Annotated in this window: 22 protein-coding genes; 10 read left to right on the top strand and 12 right to left on the bottom strand. The window is 68.0% G+C overall.

Going from position 1 to position 24,214, the window contains the following annotated elements:
* The first annotated feature begins 412 nt into the window (after window positions 1–412).
* Entirely contained in the window at window positions 413–2,107 is a 1,695-nt protein-coding gene (locus L2Y94_RS04370; RefSeq protein WP_247373343.1) for a DUF3300 domain-containing protein, read from the top strand.
* A 58-nt stretch (window positions 2,108–2,165) separates the two neighbouring features.
* Here the strand turns inward: L2Y94_RS04370 and zwf are convergent, their stop codons facing one another.
* From zwf to recQ, 4 genes are all read right to left on the bottom strand, one after another.
* A complete protein-coding gene (zwf, locus tag L2Y94_RS04365; protein ID WP_247373341.1) occupies window positions 2,166–3,974 on the bottom strand; it encodes a glucose-6-phosphate dehydrogenase in 1,809 nt (602 codons plus the stop codon).
* Window positions 3,971–5,803 carry a glycoside hydrolase family 15 protein gene (locus tag L2Y94_RS04360; protein WP_247373339.1) on the bottom strand — a complete coding sequence of 611 codons (1,833 nt, stop codon included), beginning with the start codon at window positions 5,801–5,803 and terminating at the stop codon, window positions 3,971–3,973. Before L2Y94_RS04360 ends, zwf begins: the two co-directional genes overlap by 4 nt.
* A 143-nt stretch (window positions 5,804–5,946) precedes the next feature.
* Entirely contained in the window at window positions 5,947–7,602 is a 1,656-nt protein-coding gene (locus L2Y94_RS04355) for a cation:proton antiporter domain-containing protein (protein ID WP_247373337.1), read from the bottom strand.
* Between the two features lie 141 nt (window positions 7,603–7,743).
* Window positions 7,744–9,558 carry a DNA helicase RecQ gene (gene recQ / locus L2Y94_RS04350; RefSeq protein WP_247373336.1) on the bottom strand — a complete coding sequence of 605 codons (1,815 nt, stop codon included), beginning with the start codon at window positions 9,556–9,558 and terminating at the stop codon, window positions 7,744–7,746.
* Between the two features lie 183 nt (window positions 9,559–9,741).
* Between recQ and L2Y94_RS04345 the strand changes: the two genes are divergently transcribed.
* A complete protein-coding gene (locus L2Y94_RS04345) occupies window positions 9,742–9,987 on the top strand; it encodes a hypothetical protein (RefSeq protein WP_247373335.1) in 246 nt (81 codons plus the stop codon).
* On the opposite strand, the gene L2Y94_RS04340 is transcribed toward L2Y94_RS04345, so the two are convergent.
* Window positions 9,984–10,349, bottom strand: a complete 366-nt coding sequence (locus tag L2Y94_RS04340) for an MGMT family protein (protein WP_247373334.1) — start codon at window positions 10,347–10,349, stop codon at window positions 9,984–9,986. The two genes, L2Y94_RS04345 and L2Y94_RS04340, sit on opposite strands and share 4 nt — an antisense overlap.
* A gap of 72 nt (window positions 10,350–10,421) precedes the next feature.
* Here L2Y94_RS04340 and L2Y94_RS04335 point away from each other — a divergent pair, with 72 nt between their 5' ends.
* On the top strand, window positions 10,422–10,826 hold the full coding sequence (locus L2Y94_RS04335; RefSeq protein WP_247373333.1) for a hypothetical protein: 405 nt from the start codon (window positions 10,422–10,424) through the stop codon (window positions 10,824–10,826).
* 32 nt (window positions 10,827–10,858) lie between these two features.
* Here the strand turns inward: L2Y94_RS04335 and L2Y94_RS04330 are convergent, their stop codons facing one another.
* Together L2Y94_RS04330 and L2Y94_RS04325 are read right to left on the bottom strand one after the other, a co-directional pair.
* Window positions 10,859–11,983, bottom strand: coding sequence for an inorganic phosphate transporter (locus L2Y94_RS04330; RefSeq protein ID WP_247373332.1), 1,125 nt, complete (start codon window positions 11,981–11,983; stop codon window positions 10,859–10,861).
* 13 nt (window positions 11,984–11,996) lie between these two features.
* The gene (locus L2Y94_RS04325) at window positions 11,997–12,626 is read right to left on the bottom strand and encodes a DUF47 domain-containing protein (protein WP_247373331.1); all 630 of its coding nucleotides are present in this window, start codon (window positions 12,624–12,626) and stop codon (window positions 11,997–11,999) included.
* A gap of 104 nt (window positions 12,627–12,730) precedes the next feature.
* Here L2Y94_RS04325 and L2Y94_RS04320 point away from each other — a divergent pair, with 104 nt between their 5' ends.
* Both L2Y94_RS04320 and L2Y94_RS04315 read left to right on the top strand, forming a co-directional pair.
* Window positions 12,731–14,050, top strand: coding sequence for a hemolysin family protein (locus L2Y94_RS04320; protein ID WP_247373330.1), 1,320 nt, complete (start codon window positions 12,731–12,733; stop codon window positions 14,048–14,050).
* A gap of 59 nt (window positions 14,051–14,109) precedes the next feature.
* Window positions 14,110–14,718 (top strand): exopolysaccharide biosynthesis protein, encoded by a 609-nt coding sequence (locus L2Y94_RS04315; protein WP_247373329.1) that lies wholly within the window; start codon window positions 14,110–14,112, stop codon window positions 14,716–14,718.
* 125 nt (window positions 14,719–14,843) lie between these two features.
* Here L2Y94_RS04315 and L2Y94_RS04310 read toward each other — a convergent pair whose 3' ends face one another.
* A complete protein-coding gene (locus L2Y94_RS04310) occupies window positions 14,844–15,608 on the bottom strand; it encodes an RNA methyltransferase (RefSeq protein ID WP_247373328.1) in 765 nt (254 codons plus the stop codon).
* A 135-nt stretch (window positions 15,609–15,743) separates the two neighbouring features.
* On the opposite strand from L2Y94_RS04310, the gene L2Y94_RS04305 reads away from it, so the two are divergent.
* Complete coding sequence (locus L2Y94_RS04305) at window positions 15,744–16,553, top strand: inositol monophosphatase family protein (protein ID WP_247373327.1); 810 nt, start codon at window positions 15,744–15,746, stop codon at window positions 16,551–16,553.
* Window positions 16,554–16,722: 169 nt separating this feature from the next.
* Here the strand turns inward: L2Y94_RS04305 and hda are convergent, their stop codons facing one another.
* The 3 genes from hda to L2Y94_RS04290 all read right to left on the bottom strand — a co-directional run bounded on the left by hda (window position 16,723) and on the right by L2Y94_RS04290 (window position 19,652).
* Window positions 16,723–17,418, bottom strand: coding sequence for a DnaA regulatory inactivator Hda (gene hda / locus L2Y94_RS04300; RefSeq protein ID WP_247373326.1), 696 nt, complete (start codon window positions 17,416–17,418; stop codon window positions 16,723–16,725).
* Window positions 17,415–18,563: an AI-2E family transporter gene (locus L2Y94_RS04295; protein WP_247373325.1), complete on the bottom strand. Its 1,149-nt coding sequence runs from the start codon at window positions 18,561–18,563 to the stop codon at window positions 17,415–17,417. The genes hda and L2Y94_RS04295 overlap by 4 nt, the downstream gene beginning before the upstream one ends.
* A gap of 99 nt (window positions 18,564–18,662) precedes the next feature.
* A complete protein-coding gene (locus L2Y94_RS04290; RefSeq protein WP_247373323.1) occupies window positions 18,663–19,652 on the bottom strand; it encodes a DUF2066 domain-containing protein in 990 nt (329 codons plus the stop codon).
* A gap of 115 nt (window positions 19,653–19,767) precedes the next feature.
* Between L2Y94_RS04290 and purM the strand changes: the two genes are divergently transcribed.
* From purM to L2Y94_RS04270, 4 genes are all read left to right on the top strand, one after another.
* Window positions 19,768–20,805, top strand: coding sequence for a phosphoribosylformylglycinamidine cyclo-ligase (purM, locus tag L2Y94_RS04285; RefSeq protein WP_247373321.1), 1,038 nt, complete (start codon window positions 19,768–19,770; stop codon window positions 20,803–20,805).
* 10 nt (window positions 20,806–20,815) lie between these two features.
* Complete coding sequence (gene purN, locus L2Y94_RS04280) at window positions 20,816–21,451, top strand: phosphoribosylglycinamide formyltransferase (protein WP_247373319.1); 636 nt, start codon at window positions 20,816–20,818, stop codon at window positions 21,449–21,451.
* Between the two features lie 69 nt (window positions 21,452–21,520).
* Window positions 21,521–22,222, top strand: coding sequence for a DUF3108 domain-containing protein (locus tag L2Y94_RS04275; RefSeq protein WP_247373317.1), 702 nt, complete (start codon window positions 21,521–21,523; stop codon window positions 22,220–22,222).
* Between the two features lie 119 nt (window positions 22,223–22,341).
* Complete coding sequence (locus tag L2Y94_RS04270) at window positions 22,342–22,833, top strand: lysozyme inhibitor LprI family protein (RefSeq protein WP_247373315.1); 492 nt, start codon at window positions 22,342–22,344, stop codon at window positions 22,831–22,833.
* Window positions 22,834–22,943: 110 nt separating this feature from the next.
* On the opposite strand, the gene murA is transcribed toward L2Y94_RS04270, so the two are convergent.
* Entirely contained in the window at window positions 22,944–24,203 is a 1,260-nt protein-coding gene (murA, locus tag L2Y94_RS04265) for a UDP-N-acetylglucosamine 1-carboxyvinyltransferase (protein ID WP_247373313.1), read from the bottom strand.
* Between the last annotated feature and the right edge of the window lie 11 nt (window positions 24,204–24,214).

Below are 24,214 nucleotides of genomic sequence, written 5' to 3'. Positions count from 1 at the left end.
CTGATTTTTAACTCGATCCAAGGATAGACAAACTCTTGCAACTCCATGATTTACATGGATAACGCAGGAATACCAAAATAGTGCAGTGCGGAATGTGGCCCGACTATTTGGATCGATCCAGTAGCGCTCGATTTTGTCCGAAATCACGCGCAAGCCATTGGTGGCAGGGGCTTTAGGTCCGATTGGCGCAGCGCAACGAGCGCGATCGGTCGGCGCGAGCGGTATTGCTGCGATGCATCAAAAAGCGCGCAGCCATCCATGGCGCCGAGCGCCTGGGGACGCCCTCCTCAACCGTCCTTAAACGGCTCCTTCAAAGCGCAAGGCCTTGCGCCTCCAGACAGCGCCCAGTCACGCGCCGAAAACGACATTGGCGCCACACCGGATCCGCACGCGACCCTGGACGAGAGGCCCCATGAAATACCTTCCGAAGGATGTCTTTCTGATGACCGCGCTATCGGTCGCGACGCTCGGCATGCTGGCGGGTTGCCAGCGCCAGGCGCCGGCGGACGAAGCGGCTGCGCCGTCACCGGCACCCGCCGTCACGGCGGAACAGCCCGCAGCGGCGGCCTACCAACCGCCGACCGCGGAACAGCTCTACGCGCTGGTCTCCCCCATCGCCTTGTTCCCCGACAAGCTCGTCGCGCTGACGCTCGCCGCCTCCACCCACCCCGACGACGTGCATGCGGCACGCGGGTTCCTCGAAGACCGGCGCAACCTCAGCGGCTCGGCGCTGATCGATGCCGCCGCCGACGAACCGTGGGATCCCAGCGTCAAGGCACTGGTGGCGTTTCCCGCGGTGGTCGACCAGCTGGACGGCCATGACGACTGGACCGCCGCACTGGGCGCGGCCTACGCGGCCGAACCGACGGACGTACTCAACGCGATCCAGGTGATGCGTCAGCGTGCCCGCGCGCACGGTTCGCTCCGCGATACGCCCCAGCAGACGGTACGCGTGACGGACGCGCCCGAAACCACGACCGTGGTCGACGAACGTCGTGTCGTCGAGCCGCCGGCCCAGACCATCGAGATCGAACCGGCCCAGCCGGATGTCGTCTACGTGCCCAGCTACGATCCCGACGTCGTCTACGGCGAACCGGTCTATTCGCGCGTCTACACCACCGAACGCTGGTACGAACCGGCACCCGACCGCGGCGATCTCGTCGCGACCGGGCTGCTGTCGTTCGGCGCAGGCGTGCTGGTGGGTGAACTGTTCGCGCACGGACACCACGACCATCCCTGGGGCTGGGATGCCTGGCGGACCTCCTGGGGCGGTCCACGCGGCGGCGGGTACGGGCGGCCGGCCGTGGTCTACGACAACCATCCTTACGTGGTGAACCGCACCACCGTGATCAATCGGTACACCCACATCGACCGTTCCGTGCACATCGACAACCGGCACGACTTCGGCAACGTCTCGGTGCACAACACCTTTGACCGGGGTGCGCCCGCTCCTGGACCGAGCCGCTTCGCGCCCCCTGCCGCCTCGCCACGGGCCGTGGATTTCGCGCACATGCAGCGTCCGAGCTTCAGCCCGGCCATGATGCATGCCACCGCGCCGAACGGCCGCCCCGCCCTGCCGTCTCCAGGCGCCGAGCGAGCGGCCTTCGCAGCCCACGCCGGGAACGAGCCGCCCCGGCCGCCGGAAGCACACGCCCCGGCCGCCGGTGGAGCGATGGAACCAGGCAGGCCGCACGCCTTCGACCCCGCGACGGCGCAGCGCCATGACCGGCCCTCACCGACACCCGTCGCGGCGCCGCGACAGGAAACCCGCGACGATGTCCGCATGCCCCCGAGGGACACGCGCCTGGCCCAGCATGTCCCGCCGCCGACGGACCCTGGCCTGATGACGCACCGCGCGGAACCGCGGGTGGAACCACGCGAGGAACCGCACATGGAACCGCAGGCACAGCCGCACATGGAGCAGCGCGTGGAACCGCGCGCGCAGCCGCGCATGGAGCAGCGCATGGAGCCGCACATGGAACCACGCATGGAAGCGCACGCGCAGCCCCACGTGGAGGCTCGTCCGGAACAGCACCAGGCGTCCCGCCCGGCGCCTCACCATGACGAGCGTCGCCCGCCCGCGCACGAGGACAAACACGACCACTGAGCGATAAAAAAGGGGCCTCGCCGAAGCGAGGCCCCTCGTCCGTCACCCGGCCGACGACTTACCTGCCGCGCGGGCGGGTCGCCGGCGTCCGACGGGTGGCCGTCTTCTTCGCCGTCGTCTTCCTCGCAGCCGTTTTCCGCGTGGCCGTCGTCTTCGTCGCGACCTTGCGGGCGGAAGCCGTCTTCGCCGCCACCTTCTTGCTCGCCGCTCGGCGAACCGCGCCTTTCTTCGCTGCGCCCTTCTTCGCCGCGGCGCGCGGCGTATCCGCGGCGGCCGACGGCGCCGCCTCGGCCTTCGCGCGCACCGGCTTGCGGGCCAGCGGCTCGCTCGACGAATTCAGCGGACGCCATGAACGGCCGCCCATGGCGAGCAAGGTATCGGACGAGGCCGGGCCGGCGCTGCCCGAGGCGTAATTGGGAAAGTCGGCCGGCAGACGCTGCGCCCACTCATCGAGGATCGGCTGCACGGCGCGCCAGCAAGCCTCGACCATGTCGGCGCGCTGGAACAGCGTGGCGTCGCCGGTCATGCAGTCGTACAGCAGCGTTTCGTAGCCCACGTTCGGCTCGGCGCGGAACCAGTCGGCGTACTTGAAATCCATGCGCACGGGCGCGAGCTCCACGCGCGGACCGGGACGCTTCACGTCGAACTGCAACGAGATGCCCTCGTCGGGCTGGATCTGCAACACCAGCCAGTCCGGTCCGAACGCATCCATCCCCGTGCCGCGGAACGGGGCGAACGGCGCCGATTTGAAACGGATGGCGATCTCGGTGGTGCGGCGGCCCATGTGCTTGCCCGTGCGCAGGTAGAACGGTACGCCGGACCAGCGCCAGGTGTCGATGGAAAGCTTCATCGCCACGAACGTCTCGGTGACCGAATCGGGGGCCACGTCGGGCTCCTCGCGATACGTGGTGGCCAGCTCGCCGTTGACGGCGCCGGGGCCGTACTGGCCGCGTACGGCATCCTCCGGTTGCACGGGCCGGATCGCTTCGATCACCTCCGCCTTGCGCGTGCGCACGGCTTCGGCATCGAACGAAGAGGGAGGTTCCATCGCCACCATCGCCAGCAACTGGAAGAGATGGTTGGGCACCATGTCGCGCAGGGCACCGGTTTGCTCGTAGAACGTGCCGCGGCGCTCCACGCCCACCGTCTCGGCCACGGTGATCTGCACGTGATCGATGCGGTCGCGGTTCCAGATGGGCTCGAACAGGCCGTTGGCGAAACGGAAGGCCATGATGTTCTGCACCGTCTCCTTCCCGAGGAAGTGGTCGATGCGGTAGACCTGGTCCTCGCGCAGCACCTTGAGGATGCGTTCGTTGAGCGCGCGTGCCGAGGCGAGATCGTGGCCGAACGGCTTCTCGATGATGACGCGGCGCCAGAAGCGGCCGTCCGCCCCGCCGTCGTCCACCAGTCCCGCCTCCTGCAGCTTCTCGATCACGTCGCCGAAGAAACGCTCCGGCGTGGCGAGGTAGAAGAGCACGTTGCCCTGGGTGCCGCGCTTGCGTTCGATCTCGCCCAGCTTCACCGACAGGCTCTGGAAGGCCTGCTTATCGTCGAAATCGCCGGCGTGATAGGTCATCTGCCCGCTGAGCCAGTCCCAGGCTTCTTCGTCGAGCTTGCGGCCGCTGGTGCCCACGTAGCGCTCCAGCGCCGTGCGCAGGCTGTTGCGCCAGGCGTTGTCGGTCATCTTGCCGTGGTTGAAGCCGACGACGGCGAAGTTGTCGGACAACAGCCCCGTACGGCGCATGTTGTAGAGGGCCGGTACCACGAGGCGGCTGGTCAGGTCGCCGGCCGCGCCGAAGATCACGACGGTACACGGATCGGCCGGATGGGCGCGCGAACTGATGCGCTTGGCGGTGGCTTGGCTCATGCACGAACTCCTGGGGAAGGCTGGTTCAAGGTGGATTCTGGACTGACATGCATATCCGCCGTGGCGCTGCTTCGACGCGCCAGGCTAAAGGCGGCGTTGACCAGCGCGACGTGCGAAAAGGCCTGGGGGAAATTGCCCAGCAGGCGCTTCGAAACGGGATCGTACTCCTCCGCGAGCAATCCGAGGTCGTTCGTCAGCCCGACGAGCCGGACGAAGAGCTCGCGCGCGTCGTCCATGCGGCCGAGCAGCACGTAATTCTCCACCAGCCAGAAGCTGCACGGCAGGAACTGCCCCTCGCCCGGCGGCAGTCCGTCCACGCCGCTGCGCGTGTCGTAGCGAAGCACGAAGCCGTCGACGAGCAGGTCTTTCTCGACCGCGCGAATGGTGGCGGCGACACGCGGATCGTCCGGCGGCAGGAAATCGGTGAGGGTGACCAGCAGCAGGCTCGCGTCGACCTCCGTCGAACCGTACGACTGCACGAGGCAGCCTCGCTCGAGATCGACGCCCTTGGCGAGGATGTCGGCGCGGATCTCGTCGGCGATCCCGCGCCATCGCCTCGACAACGGCGAGCCTTCCGCCCGCGGCTGTTCGGAGGCCCGCTGGAAGGCCAGCCAGGCCATCACCTTGGAGTGCACGAAGTGGCGGGGTTCGCCGCGAATCTCCCAGATGCCCTCGTCGGGTTCGCGCCAGATGCTGGCGAGGTGATCGAGGAACACCTCCTGCACGTCGTCGGCCTCGGGCTGCAAGGCCACGCCATGGCGGACCGCATGCGCGAAGGCGCCCACCAGCTCGCCGAAGATGTCGAGCTGGAACTGGGACGAGGCGGCATTGCCCACGCGGACGGGACGCGAGCCTTCGTAGCCCGGCAGCCAGGTCAGTTCGTATTCCTCCAGGCGCCGCTCGCCCGCGAGCCCGTAGAGCACCTGCAATTGGCCCGGGGAGCCGGCCACGGCGCGACGCACCCAGTCGCGCCATGCGCTGGCTTCGTCGTGATAGCCCGCGTTGACCAGCGCGGACAGTACGAAGGTCGCGTCGCGCGCCCAGCAGTAGCGGTAATCCCAGTTGCGCTCGCCGCCGATCCATTCGGGCAACGAGGTGGTGGGCGCGGCGACGATGCCGCCGGTGGGCAGGTAGCTCAATCCCTTCAGCACCACCAGCGAACGGCGAACGATGTCGGTCCATTCGCCCATGCCGAGGCAACGGCCCGACCAGTCTTCCCAGAAAGCGAGGGATTCCTCCAGCGCGGCGCGTGGATCGATGGCTTCCGGCGGAGCGAGGTGCGACGGCCCCCAGGTCATCGTGAACGCCACCGATTCCCCGGCCGATACCGCGAAGCGCGCCACGCTGTGCATGTTCTCCCCTTCCAGCGGCACGGTACTGCGCAACACGACGAGGTCGGGGCCGGCGACGGCGGTGAGGGTATCGTCGTCGACGCGGCTCACCCAGGGCACGGCGTTGCCGTAATCGAAGCGGATACGGAGCAGGGTCTCGAAGTCCACCCGCCCCTCGATGCCCTCGACGATCCGCGTGACGCCGACCTGGTCGCCCGCGAAGGGCATGAAGTCGGTGACCCGCGCGCTTCCGGTGGCGGTCTGCCATTCGGTGAGCAGCACGAGGCTGCCGTCGATGTACTCGCGCCGGGACCGGGCCTCGCCGTCTGAGGGAGCGAGCCGCCAGCAGCCATGGTCTTCGTCGCCAAGCAGTGCCGCGAAGCAAGCCGCGGCATCGAACCGGGGCAGGCAAAGCCAGTCGATCGATCCGTCGCGCGATACCAGGGCCGCGGTGCGGCAGTTGCCGATCATCGCGTAGTCTTCGATGCGGGGGGCCATCGTGTCCTCTTGCGTCAGGGCCAACCGGCGGAACGTTAGCCAACGAGGCGTTAGCGGAGCGTGTCCAGGCTCACGCAAGCTCGAACCGCTTCGCCGTGGGCACCGGCCTTCGCCCGGTTTTCGCAAAGAAGCGATGCGGATTTTTAATGATGCGATGGCACGATCGGCACCGGAAACGCCATCTCCACCATCCGCCGCGCCAGCTCTTCCTCGCCGTACACGACCTCGCTCGCGCCGAGCCCCGACAGGTGCCCCATGCATTCCTGCGAATGCGCGCGCGCCACGATCGGGAGGTCGGCGCGCAACGCACGCGCCGCACGCACGACCTGGCCACCCTCGAAGGGGTCGGGCACCGCCACGATCAACGCGCGTGCGGAGGCCAGATTGGCCTCGGCCAGCACCGGCGCCGCGGCGGCATTGCCGATGACCACTTCCGCCTTGCCGCTGTCGCGAAGCTCGCGCACGGCGTCTTCGTCGGTCTCGATCACCAGGATCGACGTACCCGCCGCACTCAGCTCGGCGAACACGCGGCGCCCCACCCGGCCGAAGCCGACCAGCACCGTATGCCCCCTCACCTCGGGGTGCTCGTCCGGCGCATCGGCGTCGTGCCTGGCCACCCAGCGATCCAGCGCGACGAAGAGCAACGGGTTGACCAGGATGGAGACGATGGCCGCGGCGAGCAGCACGTCGCGCGCCTGCTCGCTCAACAGGCCCAGCGAAACGCCCAGGCCCGCGAGGATGAAGGAAAACTCGCCGATCTGAGCCAGGCTCGTCGCGATGGTGAGCGCGGTCTTCGGCGGCCGGCCGAACGCGCGCACGATGGCGTAGGCCGCGGCCGATTTGCCCACGATGATGATCAGGCACGCCGCCAGCACGATCCACGGATGCTGCACCACCACGCCGGGGTTGAAGAGCATGCCGATGGAGACGAAGAACAGCACGGCGAACGCGTCGCGCAGCGGCAGGGTTTCCTCCGCCGCCCGCTGGGACAGCTTGGACTCGCCCATCATCATGCCCGCGAAGAAGGCGCCCAGTTCGAACGACACGTCGAACAGGTGCGCCGCGCCGAAGGCCACGCCCAGCGCGATGGCGAGCACGGCCAGGCGGAAGAGTTCACGCGATCCGCTGGCCGACACGGTCTGCAAGGTCCACGGAATGACGCGCTTGCCGATCACCAGCATCACGGCGACGAACAGCACCACCTTGCCGATGGTCCATGCCACGGTGCCCAGCAATTCGCCGACGGAGGGTGCCGCCGTGCCCCGATCCGCGCCGAGGAAACCACCGATGGCCGGAAGCAGCACCAGCGCCAGCACCATCGCGAGGTCTTCGACGATCAGCCAACCCACGGCGATACGCCCACGGTCGCTGTCGAGAAGCCGGCGTTCTTCCATCGCACGCAACAACACCACCGTACTGGCCACCGACAGCGCGAGGCCGAACACGAACCCCTGCGCGGGCGGCCAGCCGAGCGCCCAGCCCAGCAGCATGCCCATGCCGGTGGCCACGCCCATCTGTCCCGCGGCGCCGGGAATCGAGATGGATTTCACCGCGAGGAGGTCTTTCAGCGAAAAATGCAGGCCCACGCCGAACATCAGCAGGATTACGCCCAGGTCGGCAAGCTCCTGCGCGATGTGCGCGTCGGCCACGTAGCCGGGCGTGAAAGGCCCCGCGACGACGCCGGCGAGCAGGTAACCGGCCAGTACCGGCAGGCGAAGGCGATGCGCGATGGCGCCGAAGACGAAGGCGAGGACGAGTCCACCGACGATGGTGGCGATGAGTGGCGTGGCGTCGTGCATGAGGGCTCCCTGGATCGCTCTACGATGTTTGGGGGTCGAACTGCCGTGACGCAAGCTTTTGCGAATTATCTCAACATCGTCGTACCGACAGTCGCGCTCCGTAGGCATCGCGGACAGGGTCCGCGATGCCTACGGAGCGCTTCACTCGGCCGCCGTCAGTACCGCCAGAAAATCCTTCCCATACCGCTTGAGTTTGTTCTCACCCACGCCGCTGATCGAGCCGAGCTCATCCTCATCCTGGGGCAACGCGCGGAGCATCGCCAGCAGCGTGGCATCGTGGAAGATCACGTAGGCGGGCACGCCATGCTGCTTGGCCAGTTCGGCACGGACGCGGCGAAGTTCGTTCCACAGCGGCTGTTCCACCGCCTCGATGCCGAGCGACGCGCCGGCCACCGCGGGCGACGGTCGCGAAGAGCGACGGCCACGCGCGGGCCTGGCGTCCTCACGCAGTGACACCTTGCGTTCGCCCTTCAGCACCGGTCCGCTCGACGCGGACAGGCGCAACGTGCCATATCCCTCGGGATCGGCCTCGACCAGGCCGGCCGCCAGCAACTGGCGGAAGACCGAGCGCCACTGCGTGGCATCCATGTCGGTGCCCACGCCGAAGACGCTGAGCCGGTCGTGGCCCAGTTCGCGCACGCGCTCGCTCGCCTCGCCGCGCAGGATGTCGATGAGGTGACCCGCTCCGAAACGCTGGCCGCTGCGGTAGATGCACGACATCGCCTTCTGCGCGGCGACCGTGGCATCCCAGGTCTTCGGCGGCACGAGGCAGTTGTCGCAGTTGCCGCACGGTTCGGCGTACACCTCGCCGAACGCCTCGAGCAGTAACTGACGGCGGCAACGCGTGGCCTCGGCATAACCGAGCAGCGCATCGAGCTTGAGCCGCTCGATGCGCTTGCGGTCGTCGCCCGATTCCGACTGCGAAATCATCTGGCTCATCGTCACCACGTCGCCGAGGCCGTAGACCATCCAGGCTTCGGCGGGCAGGCCGTCGCGGCCCGCGCGACCGGTTTCCTGGTAGTAGCCTTCCATGCTGCGTGGCAGGTCGAGGTGCGCCACGAAGCGTACGTCGGGCTTGTCGATACCCATGCCGAAGGCCACCGTCGCCACCATCACGACGGCATCCTCGCGCAGGAACCGTTGCTGGTGTCGCATGCGGGTATCGGCATCCAGTCCGGCGTGGTACGGCAACGCCTCCACGCCGGAATCGGCGAGCCATGCCGCGGTTTCGTCGACCTTGCGCCGGCTCAGGCAATACACGATGCCGGCCTCGCCACGATGCGCGTCGAGGAAATCGAGCAGCTGCCGGCGCGGATTGTCGCGTGGCGCCACGCGATAGCGGATGTTGGGGCGATCGAAGCTCGACACGAAGCGACGTGCCTCGTGCAGCCCCAGGCGCTCGACGATCTCCTCCCGCGTACGTTCGTCGGCCGTGGCGGTCAGCGCGATGCGCGGCACCTCGGGAAAGCGTTCGTGCAGGAGGGTCAGCTCGCGATACTCGGGACGGAAATCGTGTCCCCACTGCGACACGCAATGCGCCTCGTCGATCGCGAACAGCGCGATGGGAATGCGGTCGAGCAAGGCGAGGAAACGCCCGGTCAGGAGACGCTCGGGCGCCACGTAGAGCATGTCGAGCTCGCCCGCCACGAGCCGGTCCTCGATCTCGCGCTGGGTCGCGGCGTCGAGGCTCGAATTGAGATAGCGCGCCTTGACGCCCGCTTCGAGCAGCGCGTCGACCTGGTCCTGCATCAACGCGATGAGGGGCGACACCACGATGCCGGTGCCGTAACGCATGAGCGCGGGTATCTGGTAGCACAACGACTTGCCGCCGCCGGTCGGCATCAGCACGAGGGCATCGCGCCCCGCGGCCACCTCTTCGACGATCGCCTGCTGCTGGCCGCGAAACGCGGGATAACCGAATACGGAGTGAAGGAGATCGAGGGCCGAGGACTGCATCCGCCCATGCTAGCAAACCGTGATGCCGCCTCGACGGCCACCGGGCGCTGAAAGCCGGATGCCTACGGCGATTTTCGGCTAACTCCCTTGCCAAGGCTTCGCCGCGGGCAGCTAATGGAGCCGGGACCGTCAGCGTGTCTCAACGGACGGATTTTCATACGTTTTCTTCACGGGAAAGCCCTCATGAAGCCATTGCTGCCGATCACGTTAGTCCTCTGCCTCGCGTCGCCGGTCTCGGCCCAGACGGGTACCACCGGCACCGCCCGCTTCGCGGGCCGCATCGTGCAGACCACCGAGCACATGGGCGCGACCGTCAGCACGCCCGACGCGCACGTGGCACGACGGACGTGGCGCAGCCACCTCCTCGACTATGCGATGACGCGCACCCCCGCCGGCGCATGGCGCACCGTCGTCGTCGAATATCGCTAGTCCCAACTCCAGATGGCGCGGTCGAGGTCGTGATCCAGGCCGAAGGCACTCATCGGCACGCGACCGTCCTTCACCGTCACGCCTTCGGCCTTGAGAAGCCGGCATTGCTCGCGAAAGCCGCGCGTGCCGACGGGGATGCCTATGCGGCCGTCCGCGCGCAACACGCGATACCACGGCAGGTCGGGCCGGTTGGGCGCATCGCCCAGCACCCGGCCGATCAGGCGGGCGCGGCCTGGGTACCCGGCGCGCGCGGCGATGGCTCCGTAACTGGCCACCCGGCCGCGTGGGATGGCGGCGACCGCGGCGAGGATGCGTTGGGCACGCAGCTCGCGGGCCTCGTCGTCGTCGAGTTCATCGTTCATGGTCGAAACGTGCATGCTGCCTGGACGCGGTGAGCGTACCATCGGAGACCCGAACGACGGACCTGCACGGCCATGCGTCATTTCGAGGCGATTCGCTCCCATCTCGGCGGCATCCACCGGCTACGGCAGAACGAGCCGTATCTGATCAGTTTCGACCTGGAGCTCCCCGATGGACGCCACCAGGGGATTTACCTGGCGGAGCTGGAGGACGACGACGGCCAGCGCTACCTTCGCCTGTCCACGCCCATCGGGCCGCTGGCCGGGGTGGACGCGCGGCGCTGCCTGCGTTTCAACTGGGAGCAGCGCACGGGGTACCTCGCGGAGGCCGACCTCGACGGCTCGCCTTACCTGCACCTATGTGAGAACCGGCCTTACGACTACCTCGACGAGCCGGAGCTGGCGCGGCTGATCGAGGAGTTGGGTGCGACCGGCGATCAGTTGGAGCAGGTGGTCAACGGAGACGCCGACGCGCTGTAGGTTCGCCGATCCTATCGGCGAACCGGGATGCCTCAGAACAGCAAGCCACCCAGCTTGACCAGCCCATAGCCGATCCCCGCCGTGATCGGCAGCGTGAGAATCCACGCCCACACCATCCGTTCCACCACCGACCAGCGAATCGCATTGAATCGCTTGGCGGCCCCCACGCCCATGATCGACGCGGACACGTTGTGCGTGGTGGACACCGGCACGCCGAGCACCGAGGCGGTGAGGATCACGGCCGCCGAACTGCCTTCGGCGGCGAAGCCGTTGATCGGATGCAGCTTGACCATCTTGTGGCCGAGCGTCTTGATGATCCGCCAGCCGCCGCCGGCCGTACCCGCGGCCATGGTCAACGCGCAGACCACCTTGACCCAGACCGGGATCGGGAAGCCGCCGGCCGCCGAGGGGTCATGCGGGATGCGCAGGAAATGCAGGAACGCCGGGAGCTGGTCGAACTGCCCCGCCGCCGTGGCGCCGGCCAGGGCCAGGGCGATGATGCCCATGCTCTTCTGCGCGTCGTTCATGCCGTGCGACAGGCCCATCGCGCTGGCGGACACGATCTGCGCCTTGCCGAAGAAGCTGTTGACGAACGGCGTGCGGCCCAGGCGATGCAGGAAACCCCGGCGACTGGAGAAGAAGCCCAGCAGGGCGTACAGGCCACCCATGATGAGGAAGCCGATCACGAAGCCGAGGAACGGCGAGACGATCATCGGCACGATCACCTTGGGCAACACGCCCTTGCCCAGCCACCAGTGGGCGCCACCCTGCCACCAGATGATGGCATGCAGGTTGCCGTCGGACGCCGCCAGCGCGGCACCGCACAGGCCGCCCACCAGGGCGTGGCTGGAGCTGGACGGCAGGCCCAGCCACCAGGTGATGAGGTTCCAGATGGTGGCGCCGAGCAGCGCGCTGATCAGCAGGTGCGACCCCACCTCGACCACGCCGGTGTCGATCAGGCCCGAGGCGATGGTGGCGGCCACGGCCGTGCCCCAGAGGGCGCCGGCGAGGTTGGTGACCGCCGCCAGCAGCACCGCCTGGCCGGGCGTGAGCACCTTGGTGGCGACCACGGTGGCAATGGAATTGGCCGTGTCGTGGAAGCCGTTGATGTAGGTGAAAGCGAGGGCGATCAGGACGACCGCGAGAACCATGCTCATGGGGCGCCCGCCGTCAGGAGTTCTTGAGCACGATGGAATAGACGACGTTGCCGACGTCGCGGCACTTGTCGACCGCCTTCTCCACCAGCTCGAAGAGATCCTTCGCGAGCACCGCCCGGATGGGATCGGAGCCCTCGGCGTACAGGGAACGGTAGGGATCGAGCAGCAGGCGGTCGGCTTCCGATTCCAGCGCCTGGAGCTGGTCGCGCAGCTTTTTCACCGGGTCGATCTTCAGGCCGTGGCGCAGCTGGCCGATCATCGACACCACGACGTCGGCGGCGCGTTCGAGCAGGGCCGCGCGCTGGCCGAAATCGATACCCGGCAGTCGTTCGGCCACGATCACGTAGCGCTCGGCGAACTTCTCGATGGTCTTGGGAATCTTGTACAGGGCCGAGTTCAGCGCCTCGATGTCCTCGCGGTCGAGCGCGGTGACGAAGGTGTTGACCAGTTCCTCGCCGATCTGCCCATGCAGCGCCTTCTCCCGGGCCCGCGCGGCCGCGAAAGCCGCCATGACCGGTCGGCGGTCGGTCTGGGTGACCAGTTCGTGCATGGCACGCGCGCTCTCGCGCGCGGCCTCGGCGCTGGCCTCGAGCAGACCGTAGAACTTGTCGCCCTTACCGAAGATCGTCTGAAGTGAAAACATGGGGTTGCCTGGGGGTACCGGGGAAAATATGACCGTTATGTTACCGGACCACCCCGATATGCCATACCACCGGCTTCGCATGGGTCTGGTATAAGACCCGGCACATGCTCACCGAACTCCTGCTGGTCCTCGTCCTTTCCCTCGGCAACGGCTTCTTCGCCTTGTCCGAAATGTCCGTGGTGGCCTCGCGCAAGAGCCGCCTGAAACACATGGCCCGCGACAGCCGCCGGGCCCGGATGGCGCTGCAACTTGCCGAATCTCCCGAGCGGTTCCTCTCGACCGTCCAGGTGGGCATGACGCTGATCATCCTGGTCACCGGCGCCGTGGCCGGCGACCAGTTGGGCGAGCACTTCGCCGCCCTGTTCCACGGCGACGGCCCGGCCTGGCTGGAGCCCTACATGCGCGTGCTGGGCTGGTTGGCGGGGTTCCTGCTGATGTCGCTGGTGCAGATCGTGGTTGGCGAACTGGTGCCCAAGCGGGCCGCGCTGACGGCCCCCGAACGCATCGCCTGCCAGATCGCCGTGCCGATGCTGGTGGTCTCCCGGATCACCCTGCCCCTGGTCTGGCTGCTCAACCACGTTTCCACCGCCATCCTTCGGGTGATGCGCCTGCACCGGAAAGGCAACTCGGCCGCCACCGAAGAGGAGATCCGCCTGCTGGTGGCCGAGAGCGCCGAGCAAGGCATCCTCGACAGCGACGAACGCAACATGGTCAACCGCGTGCTGCGCCTGGGCGACCGCACGGTCGGCTCGGTGATGACCCCCCGCAAGAAGATCGCCTGGCTCGACGTGGCCGCGCCGCGCGAGGAAAACCTCGAGGTGTTCCGCGCCACGCCGTTTTCCCGTTACCCCGTCTACCGTCGCGACGAAAGCGAGGTGGTCGGCACGGTCGAGGTCAAGTCGTTGATCCGGTCGTTCGAGGGCGGCGGCGAGATCGACCTCTTCGCCCACGTGGGCCGCCCCCTTTTCGTGCCCGCGACGGCGCGAGCGCTCGACCTGCTCGAAGCCTTCCGCGACGCCGATACCCAGCTGGCCCTGGCCGTGGACGAGTACGGCGACATCGAAGGCCTGGTCACCCTCAACGACCTGCTTTCGGCCGTGGTCGGCGCCACCGCGCCAGCTGCCGACGACGCCAGCCAGGGCGGTCCCATCGTCCGCCGCGACGACGGCAGTTGGCTGATCGACGGCGCCCTGCCCGCCGACGACCTGAGGGAACTGCTCCAGCTCGATCGCCTGCCGAACGAGGAGGAGCACGATTTCCGCACCGTGGCGGGCATGGTCACCACGCAGTTCGGCTACATCCCCCAGGCCAGCGAATCCTTCGAATGGCAGGGTTACCGGTTCGAGGTGGTGGACATGGACGGGGCGCGCATCGACAAGGTGCTGGTGAGCGCCGTGTCCGTGAAGCCGGAGGCCGAACACTGAGGCATCGCCCATCGACGGCGTTCAATGGTCATTCAACGCATCTTGGCGAGAGTCACCCCATGACCTCCCATGAACCCCGCGAAGACAAGACCGCCGCCCTCCTTCGCGCCGCCGCCCTCGCCGCGCCCGGCGAGCGGATCACGGTCGACGAATTGCTCGAGCCCCTCAAGCGCCGCGCCTTCGGCTTCCTGCTGCTCCTGCTGGCGATCCCCAACTTCATCCCCGTGCCGCTGGGCATCGGCGGCATCATGGGCGTGCTGGTGGTGGCGCTGGGACTGGAAATGCTGGTGGGCCTGGAACACCCGTGGGTACCCGGCTTCCTGAAACGGCGCACCATGTCGCGCGATGGCCTGCTCCGTTTCCTCGATCGCATCGAGCCGATGACGCGACGCCTGGAGAAGGTCTGCAAGCCCCGCTTGCAACGCCTCACGCGCAGCCCTTTCACCTTCGTCTCCGGCGCGATCATGATCCTCGTCGGCCTCCTGCTCGCGCTGCCGATTCCCTTCACCAACTACGTGTTCGGCGCGATGCTCATCGTGTTCGCCTTTGCGCTGGTCGAGCGCGACGGCGGCCTGCTGATCGCGGTGTGGCTGACCACCGTGGCGATGGTGGTGGCCTCGGCGACCTTCAGTCATGCGCTGCTGCGCTTCTTTCGCGACCTGGTTTAAGACGCTGGGTTCCTGCCTTCGCAGGAACGACGAGCCGCACGATTGACCGCTGCGTGTCAAACCGCCTCACGTCGTTCCTGCGAAGGCAGGAACCCAGCGCCTTGCGCCGGGCCAGGCGACAACGTTCATTCGCGCTTTTTGGCCAGCCCCGCCATCCGCTGCGCATCCGCGAAAATCCCATGGAGGATGCGCAACTCCCGCACCTCCGGCCGCGCCCGCAGGAACAGCTTGCGCAACTTCAGCATGATCGTCGTCGGCGAACGCCCCTTGTGGAACTCGATGTCGTCGAGCGTCTCGCCCAGATGGGTGAAGAACCGCTCGAGCTGTTCCGCATCGGCGGGAACTTCGTCCGGATCGGCCTCGACGACCGCGGGTTTCGCCTCGTCGCCGAGCAAGGCGATGCGCAGCTCATAAGCCACCACCTGCACGGCTTGCGAGAGATTGAGCGAGCTGAAGTCGTCGACGCTGGGAATGCGCACCATCGCATGGCAACGCGACAGCTCGTCGTTCTCCAGCCCCGTGCGCTCGTTGCCGAACACCAGCGCCACCTGTTCGCCACGGCGCGCGGCGGCGATGGCCTGGGCGGCACCCTCGCGCGGATCGAGTTCGGGCAGGTTCACGCCGCGACGGCGCGCGGACAGGCCCAGGGCGAAGGTCGTGCCGGCCAGGCCCGATACGAGGTCGTCGTGGATCGCCGCCTGGCCCAACACGTCGTCGGCACCGGCGGCCAGCGCCGTGGCCTCGGGATCGGGGAAGCGGTGCGGCGCCACGAGCGTGAGGCGGTCGAACCCCATGGTGCGGATCGCCCGCGCGGCCGAACCGATGTTGCCCGAATGAGAGGTGCGGACGAGGACGAAGCGAAGACGGTCGTGAAGCTCGGAAAGGGCCATGCGCATGCCGGTTGGACGTGACGACCGGAAAGTCTACACCGGCACGGGCTTTGGCCTCCTTGCCACCCGGTGGTAAACTCCCCGGCCGACGCGGCTTTCGACCGCTTCCCACGTTCTTTTGCCAAGCCGATCCCCATGCCAAGACCCGCCGTCAACGTCGCGGCGCGCGCCGCGCGCTCCGCAGGAAACATCATCCTGCGCTACATGAACCGCATCGAGGGCCTCTCGGTCGTCGAGAAGCAGCGGATGGACTTCGCCTCCGAGGTCGATCGCCTCGCCGAAGCGGAGATCATCAAGGAGCTGCGCCGGGCCTACCCCACCCATGCCATCCTCGGCGAGGAATCGGGCCAGACCGGCAAGGGTCCGCTCATGTGGGTCATCGATCCGCTCGACGGCACGCACAACTATCTGCGTGGCATCCCCCACTTCTGCGTCTCCATCGCCCTGGTCGAAAAGGGCGAGCCGGTGTACGGCGTGGTGTTCGATCCGCTGCGCGACGAGCTGTTCACCGCCAGCAAGGGCGACGGCGCCTACCTCAACGATCGCCGCATCCGCGTGGGCAAGCGCGACAACCTCACCGGCGCCCTGCTCGCCACGGGTTACCCCTATCGCGTGCGCAACCACATCGAGTCGCAGCTGGCGATGACCCAGGCCCTGCTCCAGGAAGCCGAGGACATCCGCCGCATGGGTTCGGCCGCGCTCGATCTCGCCTACGTGGCCGCGGGCCGTCTCGACGGCTATTTCGAACCGGGCCTGGGCCTGTGGGACATCGCCGCCGGTGCCCTGCTGGTGCGCGAGGCGGGCGGCGTCTACAACGATTTCTCCGGCCGCGAAGGCCTGCCCGAAAGCGGCAACCTCATCGCCGCCAACCACAAGGTGGCGGCCGCGATGACGGAAGTGATCGGCGCCAACGCCACGCCGCGCCTGTTGGGCGTGTCGGCCTGACAGGTCGAGAGCCGACGTGGGAGCGGACCCTGTCCGCGAACCCTCGGGACGGCTATCGCGAACGAGGCTTTGCGCTGATCGGGCGAGCGGTTGGAAGCTCGCCCGATCAGCGCAAAGCCTCGTTCGTATCCAGGCCAGGTTGAGGGTCCGCTCCCACCCGGCCGACACATCACTCTTTCAGCAGCGACCTCAGGAACGGCACCGTCACCCGCCGCTGCGCCGCCAGCGACGCGCGGTCGAGGGTGTCGAGGAGATCGAGCAAGGCGCCCAGGTCGCGCGCATGATGCGCGAAGAGCCAGTCGAGCACCGTGTCGTCCAGCTCGATGCCCCGTCCCGCCGCCTGCTCGCGCAGCACCTGCCGGCGCTGTTCGTCGCCCAGCGGCTTCAGCACCGCCTGGGTCAACGAGCCCAGGCGCGACCGCAGGTCGGGCAAGGCGATGCCCAAGGTGGCCGGCGCGGCGGTCGCGGCGAACAGCAGCGTGCACCCCTCCGCGCGATAGCGATTGAAGGTGTCGAACAGCGCATGCTCGGCATCGGCCTCGCCCGCCACCGAATCCAGGTCGTCGATCGCCAGCACGTCGCTCCCGGCCATGCCGCGAATGGCATCGGCGCGCGAGCCGCGCAGGCCGGCCAGCGGCAGGTACTGCGCCGTGCGCCCTTCGTCGATGGCCGCCTGGCAAGCGGCGATAAGCAGGTGGGTACGTCCGCTGCCCAACGGGCCCGCCACGAACACCCAGGGTGCCGAGGCGCTACCCGCCGCCGCCCGCAACGCCTCCAACGCCGCGGCGTTTTCGCCGGCGTGGAAGTGTTCGAAGCGCTGCCGACGTGGCCAGCGCAACGCGAGCGGGAGCTGCTGGCTCGTCATGGTGCGTCGTCACCCGGGCCCGAGGGCTTCAACGCGACGTCGACCTGGACGTCCACGTCGAGCCGCTCCGTTTCCGCTCGCGGCGCGGGGTCCATGTAGAGATCGCTCTCGCGGTAACGGGCGAACACGTAACGCAACAGCACCACCACGACCGAGGCGGCCGGCAGGGCAAGCAACACGCCGAGAAAACCGAACAGGTGGCCGCCGGCGAGCACGGCGAAGATCACCGCCACCGGATGAAGGCCGATCTTGCCGCCGACCAGGCGCGGCACCAGCACATAGCCCTCGAGCAACTGGCCGATGGTGAACACCACCACCACGAGGATCACGTGCATCCAGTCGCCGTACTGCACCAGCGCGGCGATCAGCGCGGCCACGAAGCCGATGATGAAACCGAGATAAGGCACGAAGCTCAACAGGCCGGCGATCATGCCGATCAAGGGGCCGATGGAAATGCCGACCAGGGTCAGGCCCAGGCCGTAGAACACGCCCAGCGCCAGCATCACCAGCAGCTGGCCACGCACGAAGGCACCGAGCACCTGGTCCGATTCGCGCGACAGGCGCACCACCGTGGGCTCGATGGAACGCGGCAGCAGGCGCTGGATGTGCGCGATCATCGTGTCCCAATCGCGCAGGAGGTAGAACGCCACCACCGGGATCAGCACGGCATTGGTCATCCACGTGATGATGCCCATGCCCGACTGCGTGACCTTGGCCACCGTGCGCGCGGCGATGCTGCCGATGGAGCCGATGTGCTCGCGGATGGTGGCCAGCACGCGGTCGGTGTCGAACGTGCCCGGGTCGAGGTGAAGCCGCTGCTGCACCCACGGCAGCGCGGTGCCACGTACCCAGTCCACGTAGTGCGGCAGGTTCTCCGAGAGGTTTTCCACCTGGTGGCTGATCAACGGCACGAGCAGGAGCAGCACGCCGATGAAGATCACCGCGATCACGGTGAACACGATGCTGACCGCCCAGGTGCGGCCCATGCCCAGGCGTTGCAGGCGATCGGCCAGCGGGTCCCCGAGATAGGCAAGCATCCCCGCGAGCGCGAACGGCATGAGTACCGGCGCGAGCAGCCAGATCACGAAGACGATGACGGCGGTGAGACCCAGCAGCTGCCAGCGGCGCGAATTGTCGTGAGTCATGCGGTTCCGTAGTCAGCCAGGGAGCGATCCGCCACGATCCGGTGGCGGAAGATGCTGCGATTGTCGCGGAAATACCCCCGATCTAGCCAATCCGGCGTCTCAGGGCACCCAGCGCACGGCGAGATCCGCGCCCGGATGCGCATCGGCCACCAGGACATGGCCGCCGGTGGCGTAGGCGGCCACGAGACGGGCCAGCGGCGCGCCGGCGGCGACGCTGAACAGCACGCCGTCGGGGTTGGCTTCCAGCGGCGCCACCGACTTGATGGCCGGGTCGTTCTGGAACGTGGTGAGCAGACCGGCGTAGTCGGCCGCCGAGCGCAGGCCGGAGACCCACACCTTGCCGCTGGTGCTGCCGCTCTGGGCCGCGGCGAACTGGCGGTCGAGCTTGTCGGCCATGGCGTTGGCGCCGTTGGCGAGCAAGGCCGCCCGCGCTTCGCCGCTGTCTTTCCAGTCGCTCTGCTGACCGGCCGAGACCAGGGTCCAGTCGATGCCGCCATCGGCGCCGAGCTTGCCGACCAGCACCGTGCCGGTGTTGTACTGGCGGGCGATCGAGGCCAGCACGGCGGGGCTGCCCTTGACCACGGCGTCGGCATCGACGCCATCGCCCGCGCGCGGCGTGACCACGGCATAGCCACGCCCGTCGGCTGCCTGGGCCAGGGGGGCTAGATCCTGGGCACCGAGCAGCTTGCCCGACGCGTCGCGCGCCACCACCAGCACCGGTGGACGGGGCGCCGCCACCGCGGCGTCGCCCACCGCCAGCACGCGCCGGATGGCGCCGGGGTCGAAGGTGACGTCCAGGCTCAGCGGCGCGCCGTTGGCGCCGCCCGTGCGCGAATATTGATACTGCTGCACCAGGCCGCCGGGCTGCTTCATGGCATCGGCGTAGCCGGGCTTGCCGCGGGGGTCCGCACCGTTGCTGGCTCGCGCCAGCACCTGGGTAAGGGCGGTGGCGAAGGCCTGGTCGCGCACCGTCGCACTGGTGTCGGTCACCGGCACCGTGACCGTGTACATCGCGGTCTGCGCCAGGGCTGGGCCCGCGAAGGCGAATGCGGCGAGCATCAGGATGGCGAGGAAACGGACTGGGCGCATGGCGGGCACATCGCTCTGTTCAAGGCGACAGAGTCTGCCCAAACCGTGCCATGGCGTCCATCGAGAGGTTGTGAGCCTGCTATCATGCGCGGTTTCCAACGTGCCGGAACCGTCCATGTCCACCGACCAGGGCTCCCTCACCTACCGCGACGCGGGCGTCGACATCGATGCCGGCAACGCGCTCGTCGAGCGCATCAAGCCGATGGTCAAGCGCACCTTCCGCCCCGAGGTCATGGGCGGACTGGGCGGCTTCGGCGGCCTGTTCGACCTTTCCGGCCGATACAGGGAGCCCGTGCTGGTCTCCGGCACCGACGGCGTGGGCACCAAGCTCAAGCTCGCACAGCAACTGGGCCGCCACGACACCATCGGCATCGACCTGGTCGGCATGTGCGTCAACGACGTGCTCGTGCAGGGCGCAGAACCCCTGTTCTTCCTCGACTACTTCGCCACCGGCAAGCTCGACGTCGATACCGCCGCTTCGGTGGTCTCGGGCATCGCCCGCGGCTGCGAACTGGCCGGCTGCGCCCTCATCGGCGGCGAAACGGCCGAGATGCCCGACATGTACCCGCCTGGCGAATACGATCTCGCCGGCTTCACCGTGGGCGCGGTCGAAAAGTCCGCGATGAACGACGGCTCGGCCATCGTCGAAGGCGACGTCATCCTCGGCATCGATTCCTCCGGCCCGCATTCCAACGGCTACTCGCTCGTGCGCCGCATCCTCGAACGGGCCGGTTCGCCGCTCGACGGCGAGGTGGGTGGCGTGAAGCTCGTCGACGCCCTGATGGCGCCGACCACCATCTACGTCAAGCCCATCCTCGACCTGCTGTCGAAGGTGAAGGTGCACGGCATGGCGCACATCACCGGCGGCGGCCTGAAGGAAAACATCATCCGCGTGGTGCCCGACGGCCTCGGCCTGTCGATCGACGCCTCGTCGTGGGAGCTGCCGCCGGTGTTCCAGTGGCTGCAGCGCGAAGGCAACGTCGCCCGCGAGGAAATGTGGCGCACCTTCAACTGCGGCATCGGCTTCACCGTGCTGATCGCGGCCGACCAGGTCGACGCGACGCAGGCCGTGCTGAACGGCCACGGTCTCGCCTCGCGCGTGATCGGCAAGGTCGTCGCCGCCAGTGGCGACGAGCGCGTCCACATCGCCTGAGTCGCCCTCCGTGGATCGTCCGCTTCGTGTCGCCGTGCTCGCTTCCGGGCGCGGCAGCAACCTCGGTGCGCTCATCGCGGCGCGCCTGCCGGTCGAGTTCGTGCTGGTCGGCAGCGACAAGGCGACCGCCGGGGCGCTCGCCCTCGCCGCCGAGGCAGGCATTCCCACGGTCAGCCTGAGTCCGCGCGATTACGCCGACCGCGTGTCGTTCGATCGCGCCCTGTTCGGCCGCGTGGCCGAGGCGCGCCCCGACCTGCTCGTGCTGGCCGGTTACATGCGCATCATCGATGCCGCCGTGATCGCCGACTGGGAAGGCCGCGCGATCAACATCCACCCGTCGTTGCTGCCCAAGTACCGCGGCCTGCACACGCATCGCCAATGCCTCGAGGCGGGCGACGCCGAGCATGGGGCCAGCGTGCATTTCGTCACCGCCGAACTCGACGGTGGCCCGGTGGTGGCGCAGGCACGTATTGCCGTGCGACCGGACGACACGGAAGCCTCGCTGGCCGAGCGGTTGCTCGCCGAAGAGCATCGGCTGTTGCCCGCGGTGGTCGGGGCGATCGCCTCCGGACGACTGCGCTGGGATGATGGCGCCGTGTTCGACGGCCTTCCGCTGTCCGCTCCGCTGACCCCAGCCGATCTCTGACGTCGCCAGCTTCGCATGTTCGCGGACAGGGTCCGCGATTCGTTCAGGCGACGGGTTTACACTCCCATCATGACCAAGCCCACCCTCCTCCGCGCCGGCCTCGCCTTGGCCCTCACCCTGCCCGTCGCCGCGTTCGCCGCGGACGTGCCGCAGTCCTTCACCGCCACCTATCACGTGCTGCAGGGTGGAAGCCCCCTGGGCGACGCCACGCTCACGCTCAAGCCGGCGACCAACGGCCAGTTCGAATACGTGAACCGCACGCAGGGCACCTCCGGCCTTGCCGCCGCGCTGGGCGCCAGCGTGTCGGAAACCTCGACCTTCACCTGGTCGGGCAAGGTGCCGCAGGCGGTCTCTTACCGTTATGAACTGGCGTCGGCGTTGAAGCCGAAGAGCCGCGCGCTCACCGTGCAGGGCAACACCGTGCAGGTGCAGGACAACAAGAAGTCGTACAGCTACGCGGCCGTGCCAGGCATGGTCGAGCGAAACACCCTGCCGCTGGCCCTTGGCGTCGCGCTCCGCGGCGGCGCGCAACAGGTGAACCTGCCGGTGGCGGTCAAGCAGCAGGTGGAAAACCAGCAGTTCAAGGTGGCCGGCAAGGAGAAGGTCACCGTCCCGGCCGGTTCCTTCGACGCCGTGCGCGTGGAGCGCGCCGACGAGGCGAAGGGTTTCAGCGCCTGGTACGTGCCTGCGAAATATCCTGTTCCGGTAAAGCTCGCCCAGAGCGACGGCGGCGATCTCACCCTCGAGCTGGTGAAGTTCGAGGGCAAATGACCCGATGGAGCCCGCCTGCATGGCGGGCTCCGCATTTTCGGCACGCCGCTTCCCGAAAGGAGTTGCCGGTAGCCGTGAGTGGGGTCGCTTCCCGGATCAGTGCCCTTAAGGAAGAAGACATGTCCCTCAGATACGCTGCGGCCACCCTCCTCCTCGCCTGCGCCTCGGTGGGCGTCGCGAACGCCGCCGCACCGGAGACCATCAACGGCATCGCGATCATGCCGGGGGTGGAACGGCTCTCTCACGTGTCCGACACGTATTACGGCGTCCGCCCGGCCTACGAGGCCTGCGTGGATGGAACCAAAGGCCGCGTCGCCGATCAGGGCGATTGCGCCGACGACGAATTCACCTACCAGGACGGCCGGCTCAACAAGGCCTACAAAGCCCTGATGGCGCAGTTGGCGACGGACAAGCAGGCGACGACCGACGCCCAGGCCGCGCAGCGCGCCTGGCTGGCCTTCATGCAGAAGGACTGCGCCGCACGTGCACCGCGCTTCGGATCCGATGCCGCGCCCGCCACCGAATCGATCTGCCGGATGGAGGCCACCGCGCAGCGGGCCCAGCAACTGGAAGACTGGCTCATGTCGCTCACCAAGCGCGGCAGGAGCTGACGCCGGAAGGAGCCCCGGTCGCATAACGAAAAACCCGCCGGTCATCGGCGGGTTTTTCGTTGGCGGCGCAGAACTGGATGGTACGCCGCGGGGCCAGGTTATCGCGGGACTTACCCGGGCAAGCGACGGATCCGCGCACCGAGCACGCCGAGCTTCTCCTCGATGTTCTCGTAGCCGCGATCGATGTGATACACGCGATCGACCGTGGTGTCGCCCTCGGCCACCAGGCCCGCCAGCACCAGGCATGCCGACGCGCGCAGGTCGGTCGCCATGATCGGCGCGCCGCTCATCTTCGGTACGCCGGTAATGATCGCCGTGTTGCCTTCCAGGCGGATGTCCGCGCCCAGGCGCTGCAATTCCAGCGCATGCATGAAGCGATTTTCGAACACCGTCTCGGTGATCACGCCCACGCCCTCGGCCACGCAGTTGAGCGCGGTGAACTGCGCCTGCATGTCGGTGGGGAATGCCGGATACGGCGCGGTGACCAGGTTCACGGCTTTCGGCCGGCGTCCCTGCATGTCGAGTTCGATCCAGTCCTTGCCGGTGCTGATGTGCGCGCCGGCCTCCTCGAGCTTCTGCAGCACCGCGTCGAGCGTGTCGGCGCGCGCGCCGCGCGCGCGCACCTTGCCGCCGGTCATCGCCGCGCCGACAAGGAAGGTGCCGGTTTCGATGCGGTCGGGCAGCACTTCGTAGTGTGCGCCGTGCAGGCGCTCGACGCCCTCGACGATCAGCGTGGACGTGCCGATGCCGTCGATCTTCGCGCCCATCGCGATCAGGCAGTGCGCGAGGTCGACCACCTCCGGCTCCTGCGCGGCGTTCTCGATGATCGTGGTGCCTTGCGCCAGCGTGGCGGCCATCAGGATGTTCTCGGTACCGGTGACGGTGACCATGTCCATCACGATGCGCGCACCCTTCAGCCGGCCGGAGCGCGCCTTGATGAAGCCGTTCTCCACGGTGATCTCGGCACCCAGCGCCTGCAGGCCGCGGATGTGCTGGTCGACGGGACGCGAGCCGATGGCGCAACCGCCCGGCAGCGACACCTCGGCCTTGCCGTAGCGCGCCACCAGCGGCCCGAGCACCAGGATCGAGGCACGCATGGTACGCACCAGTTCGTACGGTGCCACGCAGGAATTCTCCGGGCGCGGGTCGATGTGCATCTTCATGCGGTCGTCGAGCACCACGCTCACGCCCATGCGGCCGAGCAACTCGATGAAGGTGGTGACGTCGTGCAGGTGCGGCACGTTGCCGATGCTGACCGGTTCGTCGGCGAGCAGGCAGGACGCGAGGATCGGCAGCACGGCGTTCTTGGCGCCGGAAATGCCCACCTCGCCGTGGAGCGGCTGGCCGCCGCTGATGAGGATCTTGGCCATGGAGGGTGATG

It is taken from the genome of Luteibacter aegosomatis (assembly GCF_023078455.1).
In the GTDB taxonomy this organism is placed as follows: Bacteria; Pseudomonadota; Gammaproteobacteria; order Xanthomonadales; family Rhodanobacteraceae; genus Luteibacter; species Luteibacter aegosomatis.
Note: the sequence above shows the minus strand (reverse complement) of the source record. Positions and strands in the feature narration are given on the sequence as shown.